Raw genomic sequence first — 20,778 nt, forward strand, 5'->3', positions numbered from 1 at the left:
CGCATGAGCACGCACTCCTCCCCGCAGGCCGACCTTTCGCGCCTCATCAACCCCCGCTCCATCGCCCTGGTGGGCGCATCGGACCGGCCCCAGAGCATCGGCGGCCGCACGCTGTCCAACCTGCTCGACCACTCGAGCGTCAACGGCGAGCTGTACCTCGTCAACCCGACCAAGACCGAACTGCGCGGCCGGCGCTGCTGGCCCAGCGTGGCCGCGCTGCCCGAGACGCCGGACGTGGCCGTCATCGCCGTACCCGCCAGCGGCGTGCTGGAGGTGATGGAGGAATGCGCCGCGCGCCGCGTGCCCTTCGCCATCATCCTGACCTCGGGCTTCGGCGAGGCCGGCCCCGAGGGCGAGCGCGCCCAGGCCCGGCTCAAGGAGATCGCCGACGGCGCGGGCATGCGCATCTACGGCCCCAACTGCCCGGGGCTGACCAACGTGAACCAGCGGCTGGGCATGACCTTCTCGCCCTCGTACCCGCACGACCTCGTGAAGGGCCCGATCGGCCTGGCCACGCAGGGCGGCGGCCTGGGCCGCAACGTCATGCAGGCGATGGAGCGCGGCATCGGCATCGGGCTGTGGGCCTCCACCGGCAACGAGGTCGACCTGCAGGTGGCGGACTTCATCCAGTACATGGCCACCGCGCCGGACATCTTGGTCATCGTCACGCTGCTCGAAGGCATCAAGGACGGCCCGCGCTTCCTGGCCGCGCTGCAGGCCGCGGCACGCAACGGCAAGCCGGTGGTGGCGCTCAAGGTCGGCAAGTCCGAGTACGGCCAGCGCGCGGCGCAGTCGCACACCGCCTCGCTGACGGGTTCGGCCGAGGTCAACAGCGCGGTGTTCCGCCAGTACGGCGTGATCGAGGTCGACGACATCGACGAGCTGGTCGACACCGCCTGGCTGCTGGCCCGCGGCCTGCCCGGCGAACGCGACGCCATCGGCATCTACTGCTCCTCGGGCGGCACGGCCGCGCTGACGGCCGACGCGGTGGGCACGGCCGGCCTGGTGCTGGCGGAGTTCGCGCCCGAGACCATCGAGGCGCTGCGCACGCGGCTGCCGGACTACGCCGCCATCGGCAACCCGGTGGATACCACGGCCGCCATCCTCAGCGACGCCAGCATGATCGAGCAGACGCTGGGCGCCGTGGCCGCCGACCCGCACCTGGGCTGCGTGATCGCGCCGATCGCGCTGGACTACGGCGAGACCACGATCCGCATGGCCGAGACCCTGATCGCCGCGCAGAAGCAGAGCCCCAGCCTGATCGTGCCGATCTGGATGAGCGACCGGCTCGGCGAGGGCTACCGCATGCTGGTGGCCGGCGGCTTCGCACCGCCGCGCTCGGTCGGCAAGGGCATCGCCGCCGTGCGCCGCTGGGCCGCGTGGGGCCGCTGGCGCCGCAGCGCCGCAGCCGCCGCCGCGCTGGAGCGCCCGCTGCCGCCACCCGTGCCGGCCGAGGCGCCGGCCGCGCTGCGCAGCGTGTCCGAACGCGATGCCAAGGCCCGGCTGGGCCGCGCCGGCATCGCGCTGCTGCCCGCGGCCGTGGCTCGCACGCGAGCCGAGGCGCGGCAGCTGGCCGATGGCATGGGCTACCCGGTGGTGGCCAAGATTGCCAGCCCCGACATCCTGCACAAGTCGGACATCGGCGGCGTGCAGGTGGGCCTGGCCGACGGCCCGCGCGTGGAGGCCGCCTGGGACGACATCATGGCCTCGGCCACCTGGCACCAACCCGATGCGCGCATCGAGGGCCTGCTGGTGGAGAAGATGGCGCCGCGCGGCGGCACCGAGCTGATGGTCGGCGTGACCCGCGACCCAGTGTTCGGCCATGTGATGACCTTCGGCCTGGGCGGCATCTACGTGGAAATCCTGCGCGACGTGACGCGCCGCCTGCTGCCCATCGGTCCCGCCGACGCGGCGGCCATGGTCCGCGAGATGCGCTGCTTTCCGCTGCTGGCCGGCGCGCGCGGGCGGCCGGCGGCCGACGTGGCGGCGCTGGAGCGGCTGCTCGTGGCCGTCTCCGACTTCGTCACCACGAACGCCTCGACCATCGAGGAGATGGACCTGAACCCGGTCTGGATCGGTGCCGAAGGCGAGGGCGTGCTGCCGCTGGACGCAGTGATCGTGGAACGGAGCGCGGCATGAAGGGCGCGGCTCCCCTGTCCGGCGTCACCGTCGTCGACTTCAGCGAACTGCTGCCCGGGCCGTTCTTCACGCAGAGCCTGGCCGAGATGGGTGCGCGCGTGGTCAAGGTCGAGCGCCCGCCGGGCGGCGACAACGCGCGCCGCATGGGCCCGGGCGCCTTCGAGGCCGTCAACCGCGGCAAGCAGAGCCTGCTGGCCGACCTCAAGGACGAAGCGCAGCGCGCCGAGATCCGCGCGCTGGTGGCGCAGGCCGACGTGGTGGTGGAGTCCTACCGGCCCGGCGTCATGGCCCGCCTGGGGCTGGACTACGACAGCCTGCGCGAGAGCTGCCCGCGCCTGGTCTATGTCTCGCTGAGCGGCTACGGGCAGGACGGCCCCTGGGCCAAGCTGCCGGGCCACGACATCAACTACCTGGCCGCGGCCGGCGCGCTGGCCATCTCGGGCGAGCCCGGCGGGCCGCCCGCGCACAACTTCGCGCTGCCGGTGGCCGACCTGTGCGGGGCGATGTACGCGCTGTCGGCCACGCTCGCGGCGCTGATGCAGCGCCAGCACACCGGACGTGGCCAGCACCTGGACGTGGCGCTGGCCGACTGCGTGCTGCACTGGATGAACCCGCGTCTGGGCGCCTATGGCGCGGATGGCACCACGGACCTGCAGGCGCAGCGCGCCGCCACGCTCGCCAAGCCGGCCTATGGCAGCTTCACCTGCCGCGACGGCCGCGCGCTGTCGGTGGCCGCGCTGGAAGACCACTTCTGGGCGCGCCTGTGCGAGGCGCTGGACATGGGGCCCTTCGCCGACCCGGCCTACCGCACGCTGGGCGCGCGCAAGAAGGAGGCGCAGGCGATCAATGCGCGCATCGCCGCGCAGCTGGCGGGCCGCGATGCGGCGCAGGCGTTCGAGGAACTGGCCCGGCACGACCTGCCGGTGGCGCCGGTGGTGGCGCCGGGCGACCTGGCCGGCCTGGCGCAGTTCGCGCAGCGCGGGCGCCTGGCCGGCACGGCGCCGCTCTCGCTGGCGCGCTTTCCGGTGCCGCTGGACGGCGTCGACGCCGCGGCGCTCGGCCCCGCCCCCGTGCTCGACGATGCCCGCCGCGCACGCTGACGGCGGCATGTCCATCCCCACTGGAAATCCGACATGAGCCCTGACCTGTCCTTCCTCGACCGCCTGGCCCTGCCGGTGATCGCCGCGCCCATGCTGCGCATCTCGGGCATCGAGCTGGTGTCCGCGGCCTGCGCGGCCGGCGTCATCGGCGCGTTCCCTACCGCCAATTGCGACACGCTGGACGAGTTCGATGCCTGGATGGCGCGGCTGGACGCCGAGGCCGCGGCCGCGCCGGACCGCACCGCGCCGTATTGCCCCAACCTCATCATGCGGCGCGACCCGGCCCGGGTGATGGCCGAGGTCGAGCTGATCGCCCGCCACCGCGCCCGGCTGGTCATCACCAGCGTGGGCTCGCCGGCGGCGGTGGTGCCGCGGCTGCACGCGGGCGGCTGCCTGGTGTTCGCCGACGTGGCCTCGCTGCACCACGCGGTGCGCGCTGTCGAATCCGGCGTGGACGGCCTGGTGCTGCTCACGGCCGGCGCCGGCGGGCACACCGGCTGGGCCAATCCCTTCGCCTTCGTGCGGGCCGTGCGCAAGGTGTTCGACGGCCCCATCGTGCTGGCCGGCGGCCTGGCCGATGGCGTGGCGCTGCGCGCCGCGCAGGCGCTGGGCTGCACGCTGGGCATCATGGGCACGCGTTTCATCGCCACGCGCGAGAGCCTGGCCAGCGACGAGTACCGTCAGATGCTGCTGGACAGCTCGATCGACGACGTGCTGCTCACGCGCGGCTTCACCGGCCTGCCGGCCAGCTTCTTGGCGCCATCGGCGCGGCGGCTGGGCATCGACCCGGCGACGCTGGACGAGGGCATCTCGGTGGAGGAGGCGCGGCGCCGCTACGGCGGCGGCGCCAACGCCGCATCGAACCAGCGCTGGACCGACATCTGGAGCGCGGGCCATTCGGTCTCGGGCGTGCACGCGGTGCCCACGGTGGCCGCGCTGGTGGACGAACTGCGCCGCGAATACCAGGGCAGCGAGCGCGTGGAAGAAGAAGCCGTGGCGTAGCGGGTGGACCAGCTCAGGCTGGCGGCGGGCGCAGGATGGACGAGGCGACGATGCGCCGCGTCACGTCCAGCGCACCGGCCACGTCGGCATCGGCACGCACGCGCCGCTGCAGCCCGTGCACCAGCATCAGCCCGCGCACGCAGCACAAGATGAAATCCGCCGTGGCCTGCAGGTCGCCGTGCACGAAGCTGGCGCCGCGCGCCTCTTCGTCGCGCAGGCAGGCGCGGATGAAGTCCAGCGAGTAGGCGTTGATGCGGTCGATCTCCAGCGCAAAGGCGTGGCGTTCGAACAGCGCCGAGGCCAGCACCGCCGTGGACAGGTCGACATGGCGCGTCGGCGTGGCGAACTCCTGCGCGAAGGTGCCGAGGAAGGCCAGCAGGGCCTGCAGGCCGCTGGCTTCGCATCGTGCGCACGGTCTGCATCGACCGGCCATCGGCGCACGGCGTGTTCCTGGACAACTGGTGCGCCAACAGCCGCCGGCCCTACATCTCCGTGATGGAAGACCCGCTGGCCGCCGCGCAGATCCAGCCCACGGGCGGGACCACCGACGACACGCGCAGCCTGGACCTGCACGGCTGGCGCCACACGGGCGACGTGGGCGTGAAGAACGAGCGGGGCTTCATCACCATCGTCGACCGCATCAAGGACATCATCGTGACCGGCGGCTTCAACGGCTTCCCGGCACCGATCGAGAAGGTGATCCTGGAACACGAGGCCGTGCAGGAATGCGCGGTCGTCGACGTGCCGGACGCCAAGTGGGGCGAGGCGGTCAAGGCCTTGGTGGAGCCAAGCCGGGCCGCCGGCTCGGCGCGGACGAGGTGATCGCGCTGTGCCGGGACAGGCTCGGTGGCGTGCATGCGCCCAAGAGCGTGGAGTTCTGGCCCGAGCTGCCGCGTGGTGCGGTGGGCAAGACGCTGCGGCGGCAGGTGCGCGAGCGCTTTTTTAAGGACAGCTGGCGCGCGGTGTGACGCGGACGCCCGGCCGTCCATTGGCGCACTCCAGCTGGCGACCGTGCCCGGCAGCACGAAGGCGCGGGCCACGCCGATGGCGCCCGTCGTCGTGTGCGTGGCATGGCAGCGATGGGCCAGCGGGCCGAGCTGTCCCGGGCGTCAGCCCGCCGCCCGAGCGTGCAGGTGCGCGAGCAGCAGCGCTGCCGAGGGCGACAGCAGCGCCTCGTCGCGAAAGCAGATCGCGAAGTGTCGCGTGGCCCAGGCGTCGGTCAGTTCCACCATGCGCACGCCCCCGTCCAAGGCCGACAGCTGCACCACCTCGCGCGGTACCACCGCGATGCCCAGGCCGGCGCGCACGCAGCGCAGGCTGGCCTCGAAGGTGGAGACCACGGTGCGGTAGTGCAGCGGCCGCCCCGCGATGGCGGCCGCGCGCGCCAGCATGCCGTAGACCGCGGTGGAGGCGGGCAGGCCCACATGCTCGTGCGCCAGGCTGTCGGCGAAGCTGCTGCGCGCCTGCCGCGCCACGGGGTGGTCGGGGTGGGCCACCAGCACCAGCCGGTCGCTGCGGTAGCGGCGCACCCGCAGGCCTTCCATGTCGGCCGCGTCCCAGCAGATGCCCAGCGGCGCCAGGCCTTCGCGCACGGCGCCCACGATCGCGCTGGAGACCTGCTCCTCCAGGTCCACGCGGATTTCGGCATGGGCCGCATCGTTGAGAAAGCTCGCGATGTCGTCGGGCAGCTGCTCGGCGATGGACGACATCGAGGCCAGCACGCGCACCTGGCCCTTGATGCCGTGCCGGTAGGCCGCCATGTCGCGCGCCACGCGGTCGGCGCTGGCCAGCATGGCGCGCGCATGCTCCAGCAGGATCTCGCCGGCCGCCGTAGGCACCACGCCGCGGCGGCCGCGTTCGAGCAGTGGCGCGTTGACGGTCTGTTCCAGCTGCGCCAGCCGCTTGCTGATGGCCGAGGCGCCGATGTGCTGCTGCTCGCCCGCGCGTGCGATGTTGCGCAGCGTGCAGGTGGCGACGAACAGGCGCAGCGTGGTGAGGTCGAGGTCATGCATGGAGACTTTCCAAAACGGCATGTCAGGCGCGAAAGAATAGCGCTTCTTGAACTTGCTTGGCATGTCTAAAGTGCGGACCAACCCCACTCGGAGACAAGCCCGTGACCCAACCCCGCCGCGCCGTGGTGCGCGAAGTCGGCCTGCGCGACGGCCTGCAGAGCGTCCAGACCGTGCTGCCCACGGAACGCAAGAAGGAATGGATCCGCGACGCGCACGCGGCCGGCCAGCGCGAGATCGAGGTCGGCTCCTTCGTGCCGGCGCGGCTGCTGCCGCAGTTGGCCGACACGGCCGAATTGGTGGCGTATGCGAAGACGCTGCCCGGCCTCGTGGTCTCGGTGCTGGTGCCCAACCTGCGTGGCGCCGAGAGCGCCATCGCGGCCGGGGCCGACGTGATGCTGGTGCCGCTGTCGGCCAGCCACGCGCACAGCCTGGCCAATCTGCGCAAGACGCCCGACGCCGTGGTGGCGGAGGTGGCGAAGATGCGCGCCGCGCGCGATGCCGCGGGCTCCAGGACACTGATCGAGGGCGGCATCGGCACGGCCTTCGGCTGCACGCTGCAGGGCCACGTGGCACCGGCCGAGGTGCTGCGCTGCATGCAGGCGCTGCTGGATGCCGGCGCCGACCGCGTCAGCATCGCCGACACCGTGGGCTACGCCAACCCCGGCGCCGTGGCCACGCTGTTCGGCCAGGCCCGCGCCATCGCCGGCGAGCGCCTGTGCTGCGGCCACTTCCACGACACGCGCGGCCTGGCGCTGGCCAATGTCTACGCCGCGCTGCAGACCGGCGTGGACCGCTTCGACGCCACGCTGGCCGGCATTGGCGGCTGTCCGCATGCGCCCGGCGCCAGCGGCAATGCCGCCAGCGAGGACCTGGCCTTCATGCTGGAGGACATGGGCATCGCCACCGGCATCGACCTGCACAGGCTGCTCGCGCTGCGCCACCAGGTCGCGGCCTGGCTGGAGGGCGAGGTGCTGCACGGCACGCTGTGGCGCGCCGGCCTGCCCAAGACCTTCGGCGACACCCGCAGCGCCGCCTGACACCCACGGAGCCACCACATGGAACACACAGCGCAACTGCCCCTGGCGGGCATCCGCGTGCTCGAATTCACCCACATGGTCATGGGGCCGACCTGCGGCATGGTCCTCGCGGACCTGGGCGCCGAGGTCATCAAGGTGGAGCCGCCCGGTGGCGACAAGACGCGCAAGCTGCCGGGCCTGGGCATCGGTTTCTTCCGCAGCTTCAACCGCAACAAGAAGAGCATCGTGCTGGACATCACGAGCGAGGAGGGCCGCGCCACGGCCACCGAACTCGCGGGCCAGTGCGACGTGGTGCTGGAGAACTTCCGCCCCGGCCTCATGGCGCAGCTGGGCCTGGACTACGCCACGCTGTCTGCGCGCTTTCCCCAGCTCATCTACGTCACGCACAAGGGCTTCCTGCCCGGCCCCTACGAGAACCGTCTCGCGCTCGACGAAGTGGTGCAGATGATGGGCGGCCTGTCGTACATGACCGGGCCGGTGGGCCGGCCGCTGCGCGCGGGCACCTCGGTCAACGACATCATGGGTGGCATGTTCGGCGCCATCGGCGTGCTGGCCGCGCTGCGCGAGCGCGAGCGCACGGGCCGGGGCCAGGAGGTGCAGAGCGCACTGTTCGAGAACTGCGTGTTCCTCTCGTCGCAGCACATGCAGCAGTACCTCATGACGGGCGAGCCGCCGCCGCCCATGCCGTCGCGCGTGTCGGCCTGGAGCGTGTACGACGTGTTCACGCTGGCGGGCGGCGCGCAGCTGTTCATCGGCGCCGTCAGCGACAAGCAGTTCGCCACGCTGTGCCATGTGCTGGGCCGCGCGGACCTGCTGCAGCACCCGGGCTTTCACGACAACGCCGCGCGCGTGGCCGTGCGGCCGCAGCTGCTGACGGTGCTGGGCGAGATCCTGGTGCACCACCGCGTGGAGGAACTCGCGCCACGGCTGGAGGCCGCCGGCATCCCCTACGCGCCCATCGTGCGGCCCGAGCAGCTTTGCGAAGACCCGCACCTCAAGGCCAGCGGCGGTCTGGTGCCCATGGCCACCGACGACGGCGGCACCACCGAGGTGGTGCTGCTGCCGCTGACCCTGGGCGGGCGCCGCCCCGGCGTGCGCATGCCGCTGGCCAGGGTGGGCGAGCACACCGACGAGATCCTGGGCCGTCTGCAGCCCGTGGCCGCACACTGACGAACAAGCACCGGAGACAAGACGATGAACACCCCGACCCAGACCCCGATCCGCCGACGCGGCCTGCTGGCCGCCTGCGCCGCGCTGGCCTTGCCGGCCTTTGCCCAGAGCGATAAGCCCGTGCGGCTGATCCTGCCCATCAGCGCCGGTTCCGGCGTGGACGTGATCGCGCGCGCGTCCTCGGTCGCGGTCGGCAAGGCGCTGGGCCAGCCGCTCGTAGTGGAGAACCTGCCGGGCGCGGGCGGCATCACGGGCGCGTCCGCAGTGGCCAAGGCGGCGCCCGACGGGCTGACGTTGGGCCTGTTCTCCAACAACCACGTGATCAACCCGGCGGTTTACAAGAAGATGCCCTTCGACGCGATCGCCGACTTCACGCCCGTCACCGTGCTCGGCGCCACGCCGCTGGTGCTGGTGGCCGGCAAGGGCGTGGCGGCCAGCAACGTCAGGGAGCTCGTGGCCCTGGTCAGGACGCGGCCGGACGACTTCAACTACGCCTCGTCCGGCAACGGCACCATCATCCACCTGGCCGGCGAGATGTTCCTGGAGCAGGCCGGCATCCGGGTGCGGCACATCCCCTACAAGGGCACGGGGCCGATGGTCAACGACCTGCTGGGCGGGCAGGTGCAGTTCGGCGTGGTGGCGCTGCCGGCGATCCAGGCCCACATCAAGAGCGGTGCAGTGAAGGCCATCGGCCTGTGCGGCGCGCAGCGCTCGCCGGCCGCACCCGAGATCCCGACCATCGCCGAGCAGGGCTTGCCGGACTACGACGTGGCCGGCTGGTTCGCCGTCGTCGGCCCCGCGAAGCTGCCGGCGGCCGAGGTGCGGCGCGTCCACGATGCGTTCGTCAAGGGCTTCGAGAGCCCGGAGGTCGTCGAGGCCATGGCCCGCCAGGGCAACGTGGTCAAGCCGACTTCGCCTGAGGAGGCCGCGAAGTTCTTCCGCAGCGAGGCCGCGCGCTACGCGGCACTGGCGAAGAAGGCCAACGTGTCGCTGGACTGAAGGGGCGGTGATGCCACGCACGAGCCCCGCGCGTTCCCACTTCGTCGCATGCGCCAACGTGCCCGATCAATATTTCCGTCCAGTCCCTGCCGTGCGGACGCTTGCCATTTGCGTGCGTTCTCGTCAGGTCTGCGATCCCGTATTCGATGCGTCTGGCGCTGGTGCTCGTGCTGGGCGGGTGCGCCATCAGCCAGCCCGTGCAGCCGCCTGTGCAAGGTGGCATCTTCGTTCCCGAGACCGACCCTGCCGCGCAAGGCGCTGCGTCTGCGGCGGCGCGCAGCGGTTGCGCGCCGGACGGGTGTTATGTCGGTGGGCTTGGCGAGGCGATCTGCGATGTCGATCAGCGGCGGCTGCAGTTGCTTGCCATGGCGGCAGGGCTCACCAACACCAAGGCCAGCTACAACGCCTGGTGGTGGCCGCTGGGAGCGGTGGCGCTGTACGAAAAGCTGCGCGGCGCGCCCAGCAGCAGTCTGCTGCCCCCGGCGGCATTGGCGACGGGCGTCTTCGGCTACATCAACTCCGGCCATCCCAGGCAGGCCGACCGGTACCTCGGTGTTCAGACGGGCAGGCTTGCGTTGGTACTGCGCGGCAGCGCCCCAGCCTCGCGACGCGGCGGTGGCGAAGAATGCCAGCGTGACGATGGACGGATCGAACCGATCAGCCCGCCCGCGCCGCCTTGAGCACGTCGGCGATCTGGAAGGCCAGCTCCAGGCTCTGCGAGCCGTTCAACCGCGGATCGCAGGCGCTGCGGTAGCGACTGGCCAGGCCTTCGTCGCTGAGCGCCTGGGCGCCGCCGCGACACTCGGTCACGTCCTGGCCTGTCATCTCGAAGTGCAGGCCGCCGGCATAGGTGCCTTCCTGCGCGTGTGCGGCGAAGAAGCCGCGCATCTCCGCAAGGATGCGTGCGAAGTCGCGCGTCTTGTAGCCGTTGGAGGCCGTCACGGTGTTGCCGTGCATGGGGTCGCAGCACCACACCGGGGTGCGGCCGGCGCGGCGCACGGCGCGCAGCAGCGCCGGCAGGCGTTCGGCCACCTTGTCGCTGCCCATGCGGGAGATCAGCATCGTGCGGCCGGGCTGGTGGTCGGGATCCAGCCGGTCGAGCAGGCGCAGCACGTCGTCGGCCGCGGCGTTGGGGCCGAGCTTGACGCCGACCGGGTTGTCCACGCCGCGCAGGTACTCGATGTGCGCACCCTCGAGCTGGCGCGTGCGCTCGCCCAGCCACAGCATGTGGGCCGAGCCGCCGTACCAGCGGCCGCTGCGCGCATCGTGCCGCGTGAGGGCTTGTTCGTAGTGCAGGTGCAGCGCCTCGTGCGAGGTGTAGAACTCCACCGCGTGCAGCTGCGGCGTGCGCGCCGCGTCGAAACCGCAGGCCTCCATGAAGGCCAGCGATTCGGTGATGCGGTCGGCCAGTTCGGCGAAGCGCTCGCCCTGCGGGCTGGTGCGCACGAAGTCGGCCGTCCAGCGGTGCACCTCGTGCAGGTCGGCAAAGCCGCCCTGGGCCAGCGCGCGCAGCTGGTTCAGCGTGGTGGTGGAATGGGCGTAGGCCGTCAGCAGCCGAGCCGGGTCGGGCGCGCGCGCGGCGGCGCTGAAGGCGCTGCCGTTGACGATGTCACCGCGGTACGAGGGCAGGGTGGTGCCGTCCACGGTCTCGGTGTCCGAGGAGCGTGGCTTGGCGAACTGCCCGGCGATGCGGCCCAGCTTGACCACCGGGCAGGCCGCGGCATAGGTGAGCACCACGGCCATCTGCAGGATCACGCGGAAGGTGGACTCCACGGCGTCCTGGCCGAATTCGTCGAAGCTCTCGGCGCAGTCGCCGCCCTGCAGCAGGAAGGCCTCGCCGCGCGCCACCGCGGCCAGCCGCGTGCGCAGTTGCGCGATCTCGCCCGGAAAGATCAGCGCGGGCAACGTGGCCAGGCGCTGCTCGGCGGCGCGCAGGGCGCCGTCGTCGGCATAGGCCGGCAGTTGCAGGGCCGGGCGCGCGCGCCAGGAGGAAGGGGTCCAGTTGCCGAGGTCTTGCATGGTGCGAGCTTATGCGTTTTGCTGGCGACAGCGCCGGGGCGAGCGACACTGCGGACCCACGCGGCCTGCGCCGCACGACCAGGAGCATTGCCATGACGAACACCGCCCGCACCATCCTCATCACCGGCGCCGCCGGCCACCTGGGTCGCGCCGTGGCCGCCCGCGCGCACGCGCAGGGCGCGCGGCTGCTGTTGCTGGACCGCGATGCCGGCGCGCTGCAGCGCGCGTATGGCGACGCCGAGGGCCAGGTGGCGGCCGACCTGCTGGACCGTGCGGCGCTGGCCGCTGCGCTGGCGCCGCAGATGGAGCGGGCAGGCCGGGTGGACACGCTGCTGCACATCGCCGGCGGTTTCCGCATGGGCGAGGCTGTGCACGAGACCTCGGCCGGCAACTGGGACTTCCTGATGGACCTGAACGCGCGCAGCTTCGTCAACGTGGCGGCGGTGCTGGTGCCGCATCTGCTGGCGCACGGCGGTGGCCGCATCGTCACCGTGGGCGCGGGCGCTGCACTCAAGGGCGGCGCGCAGATGGGGGCCTATGCCGCGTCCAAGAGCGCGCTGATCCGGCTCACCGAATCCATGTCGGCCGAACTCAAGGGGCAGGGCGTGAACGTCAACTGCGTGCTGCCCTCCATCATCGACACGCCGGACAACCGCGCCGCCATGCCCGGCGCCGACGCGGCGCAATGGGTGCACCCCGACGCGCTGGCCGACGTGATGCTGTTCCTGGCCTCGGACGCCGCGCGGGCCGTGCACGGCGCGGCGGTACCCGTCAGCGGGCTGGTCTGAAGGCAGTGGCCGCGCGATTCCTGCAGCCGGCGGCGTGGTATCTGGAAAGAACGCAGGAATCGTGCGTGAGATTCGCCTAGCATTGATGATTCTGGAGCCAACCCCCACTTCACCGGAGAAAAGACATGGCCGACCTGTTTGACAACCCCATGGGCCTGTGCGGCTTCGAGTTCGTGGAATTCGCCTCGCCCACGCCCGGCGTGCTGGAGCCGCTGTTCGAGAAGATGGGCTTCACGCTGGTGGCGCGCCACCGCTCCAAGAACGTGCTGCTGTACCGGCAGAACGAGATCAACTTCATCGTCAACAACGAGCCGCGCAGCGAGGCCGGCTACTTCGCGGCCGAGCACGGTCCCTCGGCCTGCGGCCTGGCCTTCCGTGTGAAGGATTCGCACAAGGCCTACAACCGCGCGCTGGAGCTGGGTGCCCAGCCAATCGAGATCGGCACCGGCCCCATGGAACTGCGCCTGCCGGCCATCAAGGGCATCGGCGGCGCGCCGCTGTACCTGATCGACCGCTTCGAGGACGGCAAGAGCATCTACGACATCGACTTCGAGTTCCTGCCCGGCGTGGACCGCCGGCCCAAGGGCCATGGTTTCCAGGTGGTGGACCATCTGACGCATAACGTCTACCGCGGCCGCATGGCGCACTGGGCAGATTTTTACAACAGGCTGTTCAACTTCCAGGAAATCCGCTACTTCGACATCAAGGGCGAGTACACGGGCCTGACCAGCAAGGCCATGACCGCGCCCGACGGCCTGATCCGCATCCCGCTCAACGAGGAAGCCAAGAAGGGCGGCGGGCAGATCGAGGAGTTCCTGATGCAGTTCAACGGCGAGGGCATCCAGCACATCGCCTTGCTGACGGACAACCTGCTGGAGGCCATCGACAGCCTGCAGCTGGCCGGCATCCCGGTGCTGACGGCGCCCAACGAGGTCTACTACCAGAACCTGGAGACCCGCCTGCCTGGCCATGGCGAGCCGGTGCCCGAGTTGCAGGCGCGCGGCATCCTCTTGGACGGCACGACCGAGGGCGGCCGGCCGCGCCTGTTGCTGCAGATCTTCTCCGAGCCGCTGCTGGGCCCGGTGTTCTTCGAGTTCATCCAGCGCAAGGGCGACTACCGCGAAGGCTTCGGCGAAGGCAACTTCAAGGCGCTGTTCGAGTCGCTGGAGCGCGATCAGATCAACCGCGGCGTGCTCGAAACCGAAGGCTGATCAGCGGGCGAAGAGGGCCTCCAGCTCGCGCCGCAACCGGAAGGCCGGCGTGGTCTGGTCCAGCACCACGTCGTCCCAGCCGAGGCTCTGGCCCTGCTTCACGGGGCGCACCAGCTTCACGTCGTGCGCCAGGCCCAGCGGCAACCCGCCGAAGGCCAGCGAGCGCTGCACGGGCAGCAGCTTGCCCCAGACGGTGTAGCCGCCTTCGCCGTCCAGCGTCTCGCCCACGGCGAGGTCGCGCTTGGCGGTGGCCACCACGTCGGCGTTCCACGCCACGGCCGCGCCCGTGGGCTCCTTGCGCAGCGCCACGCTGGCGACGGACATGCCCACCTCCAGCCCGATCAGGTGCCAGCGCTTGTACAGCGTGAAGTAGCGGCCGCTGTCGTCGGTCTGGGCGTTGTACTCCTCGAAGCAGTTGCGGATGTACTCGGTCTCGCCCTCGACCGTGACCCACACGCCCATGCGGATGTCGTAGGGGATGGGCGTGCCGTCGGTCTGCAACGAGGACACCACCTCGACCATGCCCTTGTGCTCCAGCACGCCGCCTTCGCTGCGCGGGCGCGTGACGTTGGGGATCTGGTCCACGGCCGCGGGCGGGTAGAGCAGGCCGTCGGAGGGCACGGCCAGGCCGGTGGCATTGGCCACGGCCGCGCTTTCGATGGAGGGCTTGGAGCCGTCCAGGAAGCTGTTGAACATCTTGGGGTTGAGGCCGCCGCGCTGCGCCTGCTCGGGCGTGAGGCCGTAGTGGCCCCAGACCGTCTCGGGCGTGGACGCGCTGAAGTGCGGCAGCCACTTGTGGCCGCGCCCGGCCGCCACCACCGGAAAGCCGCAGCTGCGCGCCCAGTCCACCAGGTCGCAGATCAGCGCGGGCTGGTCGCCGAAGGCCAGCGAATAGACCACGCCCGCCTCCTGCGCGCGGCGCGCCAGCAGCGGGCCGCAGAAGGCGTCGGCCTCCACCGTCACGTTGACCACGTGCTTGCCGTGCGCGAAAACATCCAGGCAGTGCGCAACGGCCGCCACGGGGTGGCCGGTGCACTCGACCACCACGTCGATCTGCGGGTGCCGCGTGACGGCCTGCCAGTCCTCGGTGATCCAGGTTGTGCCTTCGCGCAGCGCTTCCTCGGCCGAGCGGGCGGCACTGCGGCTGGCGTCCCAGCCTACGCGGGCGAGGTTGGTGCGGGCGGCCGCGGGCGAGAGGTCGGCAATCGCCACCAGGTGCACGCCCGGCGTGCGCGGCACCTGGGCCAGGTACATGGAGCCGAACTTGCCGGCGCCGATCAGGCCGATGCGGATGGGGCGGCCCTCGGCCGCGCGCTGCTGCAGTTGACGGTGCAGGCTCATGGGTCTTGTCTCCTGTCGTAGGTGTTGGGTCTGCGACCATAGCGCACACCCCCTGGCGGTACAGTGGCAGCCCTACAACCAGGAGACGAACCGGCAGCGCCGCAAGACGCGCCGGTGCCTTGCATGTCCAGCATTCCCTTGCCGCCTGCCGCCGTTCCCGTTCCCGTTCCCGTGCTGGACCAGGCCCGGCGCGCTGCACCGTGGATGGCGGGCTGGCTGTCGCTGATGCTGGTCGTCGCCGTGGCGGGCCGCCAGGCCACGCGCGAGATGGACGTGTTCCAGATCATGGAGATGCGCTCGCTGATGGGCCTGGTGTTGCTTTATCCACTGGTGCGCATGGCCGGCGGGTGGTCGGCGCTGCGCACGCACCAGCTACCGCGCCACGTGGGCCGCAACATCGTGCACTACGCCGCGCAGTACGGCTGGTTCCTTGCGCTGACACTGATCCCGCTCGGACAGGTGGTGGCCATCGAGTTCACGATGCCGATCTGGACCGTCCTGCTGGCTGCGCTGTTCCTGGGCGAGCGGCTGCACCGCTGGAAGTTGGCCGCCGTCGTGCTCGGCGCCATCGGCGTGGCCATGATCGCGCGCCCGGCCGGCGGCGCCGGCATCGGTGCCGGGCAGGCCATCGCGCTGGTGGCGGCGCTGGGCTTCGCGGTGTCGGTGATCCTCGTGAAGTCGATGGCCCGCACCGAGCAGGCCGTGACCATCATGTTCTGGATGCTGGCGGTGCAATCGGTGCTGGGCCTGCTGCCCGCGTTGGCCGTGTGGCGCTGGCCCACGGCCGCCGGATGGGGCTGGGTCACGCTGGTGGCCATCGCGGGCACCTACGCGCACTACTGCATGGCCAGCGCCATGCGCCATGCCGATGCGACCGTGGTGGTGCCGATGGACTTCCTGCGCGTGCCGCTCTCGGCCCTGGCCGGCTGGCTGGTCTATGCCGAGCGCATCGACCTGTGGATGGCACTGGGCACGGCGCTGATCCTGGTGGGCAACCTGCTCAACCTGGGGCGCGCGCCGACGCCCACCGGCACCGGGCGCTCCTGACCGGTCAATGCAGGTGGCGCGGGCGGCGGCCGCCGCCGCCGCCGTGGCTGCCGCCGCCGGAGCCGGGGCCGCGCGAGGGCTTGCCCAGGTCCAGCGAGTTCGTCAGGGCGTCGAAGCGCTGCGTGAACAGCTTGTCGATTTCGGCCACCACGCCCGACAGCTCGCTTGCGTCGAAGTGGCGCTCCATGGTGTGGATCACGTCCTGCACCAGCAGGTCGCGCTGCACCTGCATGATGGCGGCCGGGTTGGGGCCGACGAACAGCATGACGAAGTCGTCGCGCGACTCCTCGTCCTCGGGGGGCTCCTCGTCGTCCTCGTCGAATTCGGCGTCGTAGAAGCTGACCTCGATGGCCGCGCCGCGCTCGGACAGCTCGTTCAGGCTCATGCACATCTCGTCCAGCGCCTGCTTGAAGTCCTCGTCGCCGGGCACGGTCCAGCACATGTCGAGCAGGTGGTCGGCGGTCTCGAAGCGGATGCCGGGCTCTTCCTCGTAGGCGCTGGCCGCGGCGGCCGCCAGCGAGCGTGCACCGGCGTATTTCCACAGGGGTTTGAGCGCCTCCTGGATCTGCTCGTAGTTCACGTCCGCGCGCAGCGGCACCTGGCCGTGGACGTGGATCTCGAAGGGGGCGTTGTAGCGTGACATAGGGGGATGGTAGCGGGTGCGTGGGGCCATGCCAACGCGGTGTGCGGCGGGGCCCGCAAGCGGGGTCGGGCAGCGCGGACGCACTGTGGCGCGCGCTGATTTCGCCGGCGCCAGGCCGTGTGGGGGCCCGGCGTGGGGAATCCGGCGGACGTTGGCAAGGCGGGTATTTTGCAACATGCCGGACGGGCCAGGCTTGGCACCGCATGCCGGCACATATACTGTAATTAAATACAGCTACCCATTGCGCGATGGATCCCGTCCAGCTCTGCTTGGATCTTCAACCCCCGGCGCCTCCAGCACCACCTCCGCCACCGCCACCGCCGTATGCCGCGGTGCTGCGCGAGGATGCGGGCATGACGGAGCAGCAACGCGCTGCGGCGGAGTGTCGCTTCCGGGCGGTCCTGGAAGATCGGCTGGGTTCGCCCGAACAGGTGGCGGCCCTGGTGCGCCAGCTCGTGCAGGCGGAGCGCGATGGCGAAGCGCCGGCGCCAGACCTGGTCCGCCGCTGGGAGCGTGCCAATGCCGCTGCGCGCTACACCGGCCTGCAGAGCCTGGCCGACGTGACGGACGCCTGGTTCGAGGTGTCCGTCACGTCCTGAGGTCGGCGGCGCTCGGGTAGCCCTCGATGCCGTTGGCGGCCCGGACGGCGCGCACCACCGCGCGCGCCATGGCCTCGGCGGCGAGCATGCCCAGCAGGTTGGGGTTGCCTGTCTTGCCGGACTTTCCCGTGCCCAGCGCGAAGAGGGTGTCGCCGTCGTTCATGGTGTGGACGGGATTGATGCTGCGCGCCAGGCCGTCGTGCGCCATCTGGGCGATCTTCTGCGCCTGGGCCTTGGTCAGCACGGCGTCGGTGGCGACGAGGCCGATGGTGGTGTTGGTGCCGGCCAGCAGGCGCTGCGGCACCTCGCCGGCCGCGATGGCGCGGCGTGCGTCCAGCAGGCGGCGGCCGTCCTCGGTGCGCGCGCCGGCGATGGGCTGCGCCGTGTCGGGGTCGATCACGTCGCCCACGGCATTGGCCACGACGATGGCGCCGACCGTGAGGCCGGCCACCTTGAGCGAGGCCATGCCGAGGCCGCCCTTCATGGCGCGCCTGGCGCCGAACAGCTTGCCGACCGTGGCGCCCGCGCCGGCGCCGACGTTGCCTTCGGCCGGCCGCTGCGTGCTGGCGGCTTCGCAGGCGCGGTAGCCGGCCTGGGCGTCTGGACGGATGCGGCCGTCGCCGACACCGAGGTCGAAAATGATGGCCGCGGGCACGATGGGCACGTGCGTGACGCCCACGTCGAAGCCGATCTTGCGCTCCTCCAGGTAGCGCATGACCCCCGTGGCCGCGTCGAGCCCGAACGCGCTGCCGCCGGACAACATGACCGCGTGCACCTTCTCGACGAGGTTGGTCGGTTGCAGCAGATCGGTCTCGCGCGTGCCCGGTGCCGAGCCGCGCACATCGACGCCGCCGACCGCGCCTTCCTCGGTGATGACGACCGTGCAGCCCGTGGGCCGGCGGCTGTCGGTGAAGTGGCCGACCCGCAGGCCGGGCACGTCGGTGATGCTGCCGGCGTCGTCCTGCCAGGCGGCGCGCGGCTGCGCGAATGCGCCGCGCCCGGGCAGGGCGGTGAGGGCGCTGGCGCCGGCGATGAAGAGTCGTCGATCCATGGTGCTTTCTTGGGGGGATGGGTCGGGGTGCCGCCGGGCGGCGTGGCCGCTAGTGTCCACAAGTTCTGCGCTGCGCATGTCGCCTTGAAGGCATCGCGCGCGTGATACGCCATGCCGGCGCGGCCTCACATTCCCGCATGCCGCGTGCTGGAAGACATGCGGATGTCATCCGCGCTTCCTAGAGTCCGGCCCTTTTTCACGAGGGAGATCTCAGAGGATGGCGATGGACAAAATGAAGTGGGTCGGCGTTCTGGCCCTGGCGACGGCACTGGCCGCATGCGGCGGTGGCGACGACGACCAGGCCGCCCCTTCACCCGGGCCTGGGACCGACCCCACCGTGCCCGCACCCACACCGACGCCGCAGCCAGAGGTTCAGCCCCAGGTCCTGCTCGAGCAGAGCTTCGCCGGACTCAGCGCGCTGCCCGCGGGCTGGAGCCTGCCGGTCAACAACCGCGGCACGGTCTCGGTGGCCGACGGTGAGCTGGTCATCGACGGCCGGGCCCACAGTTCGCTGATGACGGCGGTGATGCTGCCGGCGCGCTTCGAGGCCTTGTCGAACTACCGCATCGACGTGGTGTTCACCTTCGCCCAGCCCAACAACAGCAGCCGCTGGGGCAGCGTGATGTACCGGACCGGACCGGCGAACGCCGCCATCCCGCACGAGCCCTACTACCAGTTCGCGATCCGCCAGGCCGCCACGGCGGCCAACGGCACCGAGTTCGCCCTGCGCCGCAACAACGGCTGGAACGTGCAGGGCACCAAGGCGTTCAGCGAGAACATCGACCCGGACAAGACCTACACGGCCACTGTGGTGGTGCACGGCAGGCGCGTGCGCCAGTACCTCAACAACGTGCTCACACACGACATGACGCTGGACGAGGCCATGGCCGCGGGCGGCATCGGCTTGCAGACCACGGGCCTGGTGATGCGCGTGCGCAGCGTGAAGGTGACCGAGCAGCTCCAGCCGCTGCCCGAGATCGGCAAACTCGTCGCGGTGCAGGATACGGGCACGCGCGCCGCCATGGCGCCCACGCTGGTGCAGGCCATGGCCGCCAACACCGACCTGGCGGCCAGCGGCGCCAGCAATGCGCTCTACACGGTCGACGCGAGCCTGAACCTGCACGCCGCGAACGGCGAGGGTCTGGGTACGCTGGCCCAGTACCTCGCCAGCGCAGGCCGCGCGACGATCCCGGTGCTGCGCATCGCCGACGCGGCGACCGTGGGCGCGCTGGCCGCCGCGCAGGACCGGCTAGACCTGGGCGACGTGACGCTGCTGTCCACCGACGTGGAATTGCTTGCCAGCGCGCGCCGCGCACTGCCGGCCGTCCGCACCGCGGTCGACTTCTCGCAACGCACCGCCCTGGGCAACACGTCGCAGGACATCCTGGACGTGGTCGGTGCGACAAACCGGGCCAAGGCCAAGATCGCCGTGCTGCCTGCAGCCATGACCCACCGGGCCACGGTCGCGCACCTGCAGCGCCTGTTGATCACGGTCTGGGCGCAGGCCGACGCGGCGACGCCGGCCGAGGCCGCCACCGTGCTGACCACCGGCGTCAACGGCGTGCTGGCCGCCGACACCCGCGCCTTCGCCCAGGTACTGCGCGCGCTGCCAGCCGGCACGCTGCTGCGCAAGCCGCTGGTGACCGGCCACCGCGGCATGCCCTCCACCGAGGACGAGAACACGATGGAGGGCGCAAGGGCCGCGGCAGCGGCCGGCGCCGATGCCATCGAGAACGACATCTACCGGACCACCGACGGCCACCTGGTCGTGATGCACGACGCGACGGTGGACCGCACGACCAACGGCAGCGGCAGCATCGAGACCATGACGCTGGCCCAGGTGCAGGCCCTGCAGACCAAGACGCGCGGCCGCCAGGTGCCGACGCTGCGCGCCTTCTTCCAGGAGTTCAAGGGCCGCCCCATCACGCATTTCGTGGAGCTCAAGAGCGCCAACGCCGACATCGTGCCCCTGCTGCAGCAGGAACTCGATGCGCTGGGCGTGCGCGACCAGGTGGTGGCGATCTCCTTCGATGGCAACCAGCTCACGCGCATGGGCGCGACGCTGCCCGAGGTGACGGTGGGCTACCTGAACAGCGCGGCCGGCGGCAGCGACCCGCTCGGGGACCTGCGCAACATCCTGGGCGTCACGCAGCAGTATTCGGCGACCTTCAACCCGTCCTACGCCAACCTGAGCGCGGCGGCGATGGAGGCGGGCAAGCACCGCGGCATCACCTTCTGGCCCTGGACGATCAACGACCAGGCCGCCTTCTACCGGTTCTACAGCCAGGGCACGCATGGCTTGACCACGGACTACGCGTGGTGGGCGCAGGACTTCCCGGTCGCGATCGCCAGCGCCGCGACCGCCAGCGCGTCCGTGGGCCAGGCCTTCGGCATGGCCGTCACGCTGACCACGCAGGCCGGCGCGTCCCTCGCCGCCACGAGCAACGTGGCGGCCGTCATCGATGGCACCGCACCGCACACCACCACGGCTGACGGCACGCTGAGCTTCACGGGGCCCGGCACTGCCGTGGTCATGCCGGGCTACCGCCACGCCATGGGCGACGGCACCTACCGCTACGTGGTCGTGGCCCCGCCCGTCAACGTGACGGTGCAGTGAGGC

Annotated in this window: 19 protein-coding genes; 13 read left to right on the forward strand and 6 right to left on the reverse strand. The window is 71.3% G+C overall.

Features of this window, described 5'->3' with window-relative positions; all coding sequences use genetic code 11:
- Positions 1–3: 3 nt before the first annotated feature.
- Genes ASF45_RS15555 through ASF45_RS15565 form a run of 3 tightly spaced genes read left to right on the forward strand, consistent with a single transcriptional unit; the run spans position 4 to position 4,241 of the window.
- Positions 4–2,139, forward strand: coding sequence for an acetate--CoA ligase family protein (locus ASF45_RS15555; RefSeq protein WP_056664147.1), 2,136 nt, complete (start codon positions 4–6; stop codon positions 2,137–2,139).
- On the forward strand, positions 2,136–3,239 hold the full coding sequence (locus ASF45_RS15560; protein ID WP_056664150.1) for a CaiB/BaiF CoA-transferase family protein: 1,104 nt from the start codon (positions 2,136–2,138) through the stop codon (positions 3,237–3,239). Before ASF45_RS15555 ends, ASF45_RS15560 begins: the two co-directional genes overlap by 4 nt.
- A gap of 33 nt (positions 3,240–3,272) precedes the next feature.
- Positions 3,273–4,241 carry a nitronate monooxygenase family protein gene (locus ASF45_RS15565; RefSeq protein WP_056664153.1) on the forward strand — a complete coding sequence of 323 codons (969 nt, stop codon included), beginning with the start codon at positions 3,273–3,275 and terminating at the stop codon, positions 4,239–4,241.
- A 13-nt stretch (positions 4,242–4,254) separates the two neighbouring features.
- On the opposite strand, the gene ASF45_RS15570 is transcribed toward ASF45_RS15565, so the two are convergent.
- A complete protein-coding gene (locus ASF45_RS15570) occupies positions 4,255–4,674 on the reverse strand; it encodes a hypothetical protein (RefSeq protein ID WP_056664155.1) in 420 nt (139 codons plus the stop codon).
- On the opposite strand from ASF45_RS15570, the gene ASF45_RS15575 reads away from it, so the two are divergent.
- Complete coding sequence (locus ASF45_RS15575) at positions 4,647–5,063, forward strand: AMP-binding protein (protein WP_156473024.1); 417 nt, start codon at positions 4,647–4,649, stop codon at positions 5,061–5,063. The genes ASF45_RS15570 and ASF45_RS15575 overlap by 28 nt on opposite strands.
- 287 nt (positions 5,064–5,350) lie before the next feature.
- Here the strand turns inward: ASF45_RS15575 and ASF45_RS15580 are convergent, their stop codons facing one another.
- Positions 5,351–6,253, reverse strand: a complete 903-nt coding sequence (locus ASF45_RS15580) for a LysR family transcriptional regulator (protein ID WP_056664165.1) — start codon at positions 6,251–6,253, stop codon at positions 5,351–5,353.
- A gap of 101 nt (positions 6,254–6,354) precedes the next feature.
- On the opposite strand from ASF45_RS15580, the gene ASF45_RS15585 reads away from it, so the two are divergent.
- The 4 genes from ASF45_RS15585 (at position 6,355) to ASF45_RS15600 (ending at position 10,139) form a co-directional block, all read left to right on the forward strand.
- Positions 6,355–7,290, forward strand: a complete 936-nt coding sequence (locus tag ASF45_RS15585; RefSeq protein WP_056664168.1) for a hydroxymethylglutaryl-CoA lyase — start codon at positions 6,355–6,357, stop codon at positions 7,288–7,290.
- Between the two features lie 18 nt (positions 7,291–7,308).
- A complete protein-coding gene (locus tag ASF45_RS15590; protein ID WP_056664171.1) occupies positions 7,309–8,460 on the forward strand; it encodes a CaiB/BaiF CoA-transferase family protein in 1,152 nt (383 codons plus the stop codon).
- Positions 8,461–8,484: 24 nt separating this feature from the next.
- Positions 8,485–9,459, forward strand: coding sequence for a tripartite tricarboxylate transporter substrate binding protein (locus ASF45_RS15595; RefSeq protein ID WP_056664174.1), 975 nt, complete (start codon positions 8,485–8,487; stop codon positions 9,457–9,459).
- Positions 9,460–9,605: 146 nt separating this feature from the next.
- Positions 9,606–10,139: a hypothetical protein gene (locus tag ASF45_RS15600; RefSeq protein ID WP_056664177.1), complete on the forward strand. Its 534-nt coding sequence runs from the start codon at positions 9,606–9,608 to the stop codon at positions 10,137–10,139.
- Here the strand turns inward: ASF45_RS15600 and ASF45_RS15605 are convergent.
- Positions 10,117–11,478, reverse strand: a complete 1,362-nt coding sequence (locus ASF45_RS15605; RefSeq protein ID WP_056664181.1) for a class II 3-deoxy-7-phosphoheptulonate synthase — start codon at positions 11,476–11,478, stop codon at positions 10,117–10,119. The genes ASF45_RS15600 and ASF45_RS15605 overlap by 23 nt on opposite strands.
- Positions 11,479–11,570: 92 nt before the next feature.
- On the opposite strand from ASF45_RS15605, the gene ASF45_RS15610 reads away from it, so the two are divergent.
- Both ASF45_RS15610 and hppD read left to right on the forward strand, forming a co-directional pair.
- Positions 11,571–12,266: an SDR family NAD(P)-dependent oxidoreductase gene (locus ASF45_RS15610; RefSeq protein ID WP_056664184.1), complete on the forward strand. Its 696-nt coding sequence runs from the start codon at positions 11,571–11,573 to the stop codon at positions 12,264–12,266.
- A 125-nt stretch (positions 12,267–12,391) separates the two neighbouring features.
- The gene (hppD, locus tag ASF45_RS15615; RefSeq protein WP_056664187.1) at positions 12,392–13,477 is read left to right on the forward strand and encodes a 4-hydroxyphenylpyruvate dioxygenase; all 1,086 of its coding nucleotides are present in this window, start codon (positions 12,392–12,394) and stop codon (positions 13,475–13,477) included.
- Here hppD and ASF45_RS15620 read toward each other — a convergent pair whose 3' ends face one another.
- Positions 13,478–14,818, reverse strand: a complete 1,341-nt coding sequence (locus tag ASF45_RS15620) for an NAD(P)H-dependent oxidoreductase (RefSeq protein ID WP_056664190.1) — start codon at positions 14,816–14,818, stop codon at positions 13,478–13,480. It lies immediately after the preceding gene.
- A 123-nt stretch (positions 14,819–14,941) separates the two neighbouring features.
- On the opposite strand from ASF45_RS15620, the gene ASF45_RS15625 reads away from it, so the two are divergent.
- A complete protein-coding gene (locus ASF45_RS15625; protein ID WP_082551043.1) occupies positions 14,942–15,865 on the forward strand; it encodes a DMT family transporter in 924 nt (307 codons plus the stop codon).
- Between the two features lie 4 nt (positions 15,866–15,869).
- Here the strand turns inward: ASF45_RS15625 and ASF45_RS15630 are convergent, their stop codons facing one another.
- Positions 15,870–16,508, reverse strand: a complete 639-nt coding sequence (locus ASF45_RS15630; protein WP_056664196.1) for a DUF6806 family protein — start codon at positions 16,506–16,508, stop codon at positions 15,870–15,872.
- A 353-nt stretch (positions 16,509–16,861) separates the two neighbouring features.
- Between ASF45_RS15630 and ASF45_RS15635 the strand changes: the two genes are divergently transcribed.
- Complete coding sequence (locus tag ASF45_RS15635; RefSeq protein WP_063887695.1) at positions 16,862–17,107, forward strand: hypothetical protein; 246 nt, start codon at positions 16,862–16,864, stop codon at positions 17,105–17,107.
- Here the strand turns inward: ASF45_RS15635 and ASF45_RS15640 are convergent.
- Positions 17,097–18,158, reverse strand: a complete 1,062-nt coding sequence (locus ASF45_RS15640; RefSeq protein ID WP_056664200.1) for a P1 family peptidase — start codon at positions 18,156–18,158, stop codon at positions 17,097–17,099. The two genes, ASF45_RS15635 and ASF45_RS15640, sit on opposite strands and share 11 nt — an antisense overlap.
- 223 nt (positions 18,159–18,381) lie before the next feature.
- Between ASF45_RS15640 and ASF45_RS15645 the strand changes: the two genes are divergently transcribed.
- Complete coding sequence (locus ASF45_RS15645) at positions 18,382–20,775, forward strand: glycerophosphodiester phosphodiesterase family protein (protein WP_162244008.1); 2,394 nt, start codon at positions 18,382–18,384, stop codon at positions 20,773–20,775.
- The last annotated feature ends 3 nt before the right edge of the window (positions 20,776–20,778 follow it).

Source organism: Pseudorhodoferax sp. Leaf265 (assembly GCF_001422365.1).
GTDB lineage: Bacteria > Pseudomonadota > Gammaproteobacteria > Burkholderiales > Burkholderiaceae_C > Pseudorhodoferax.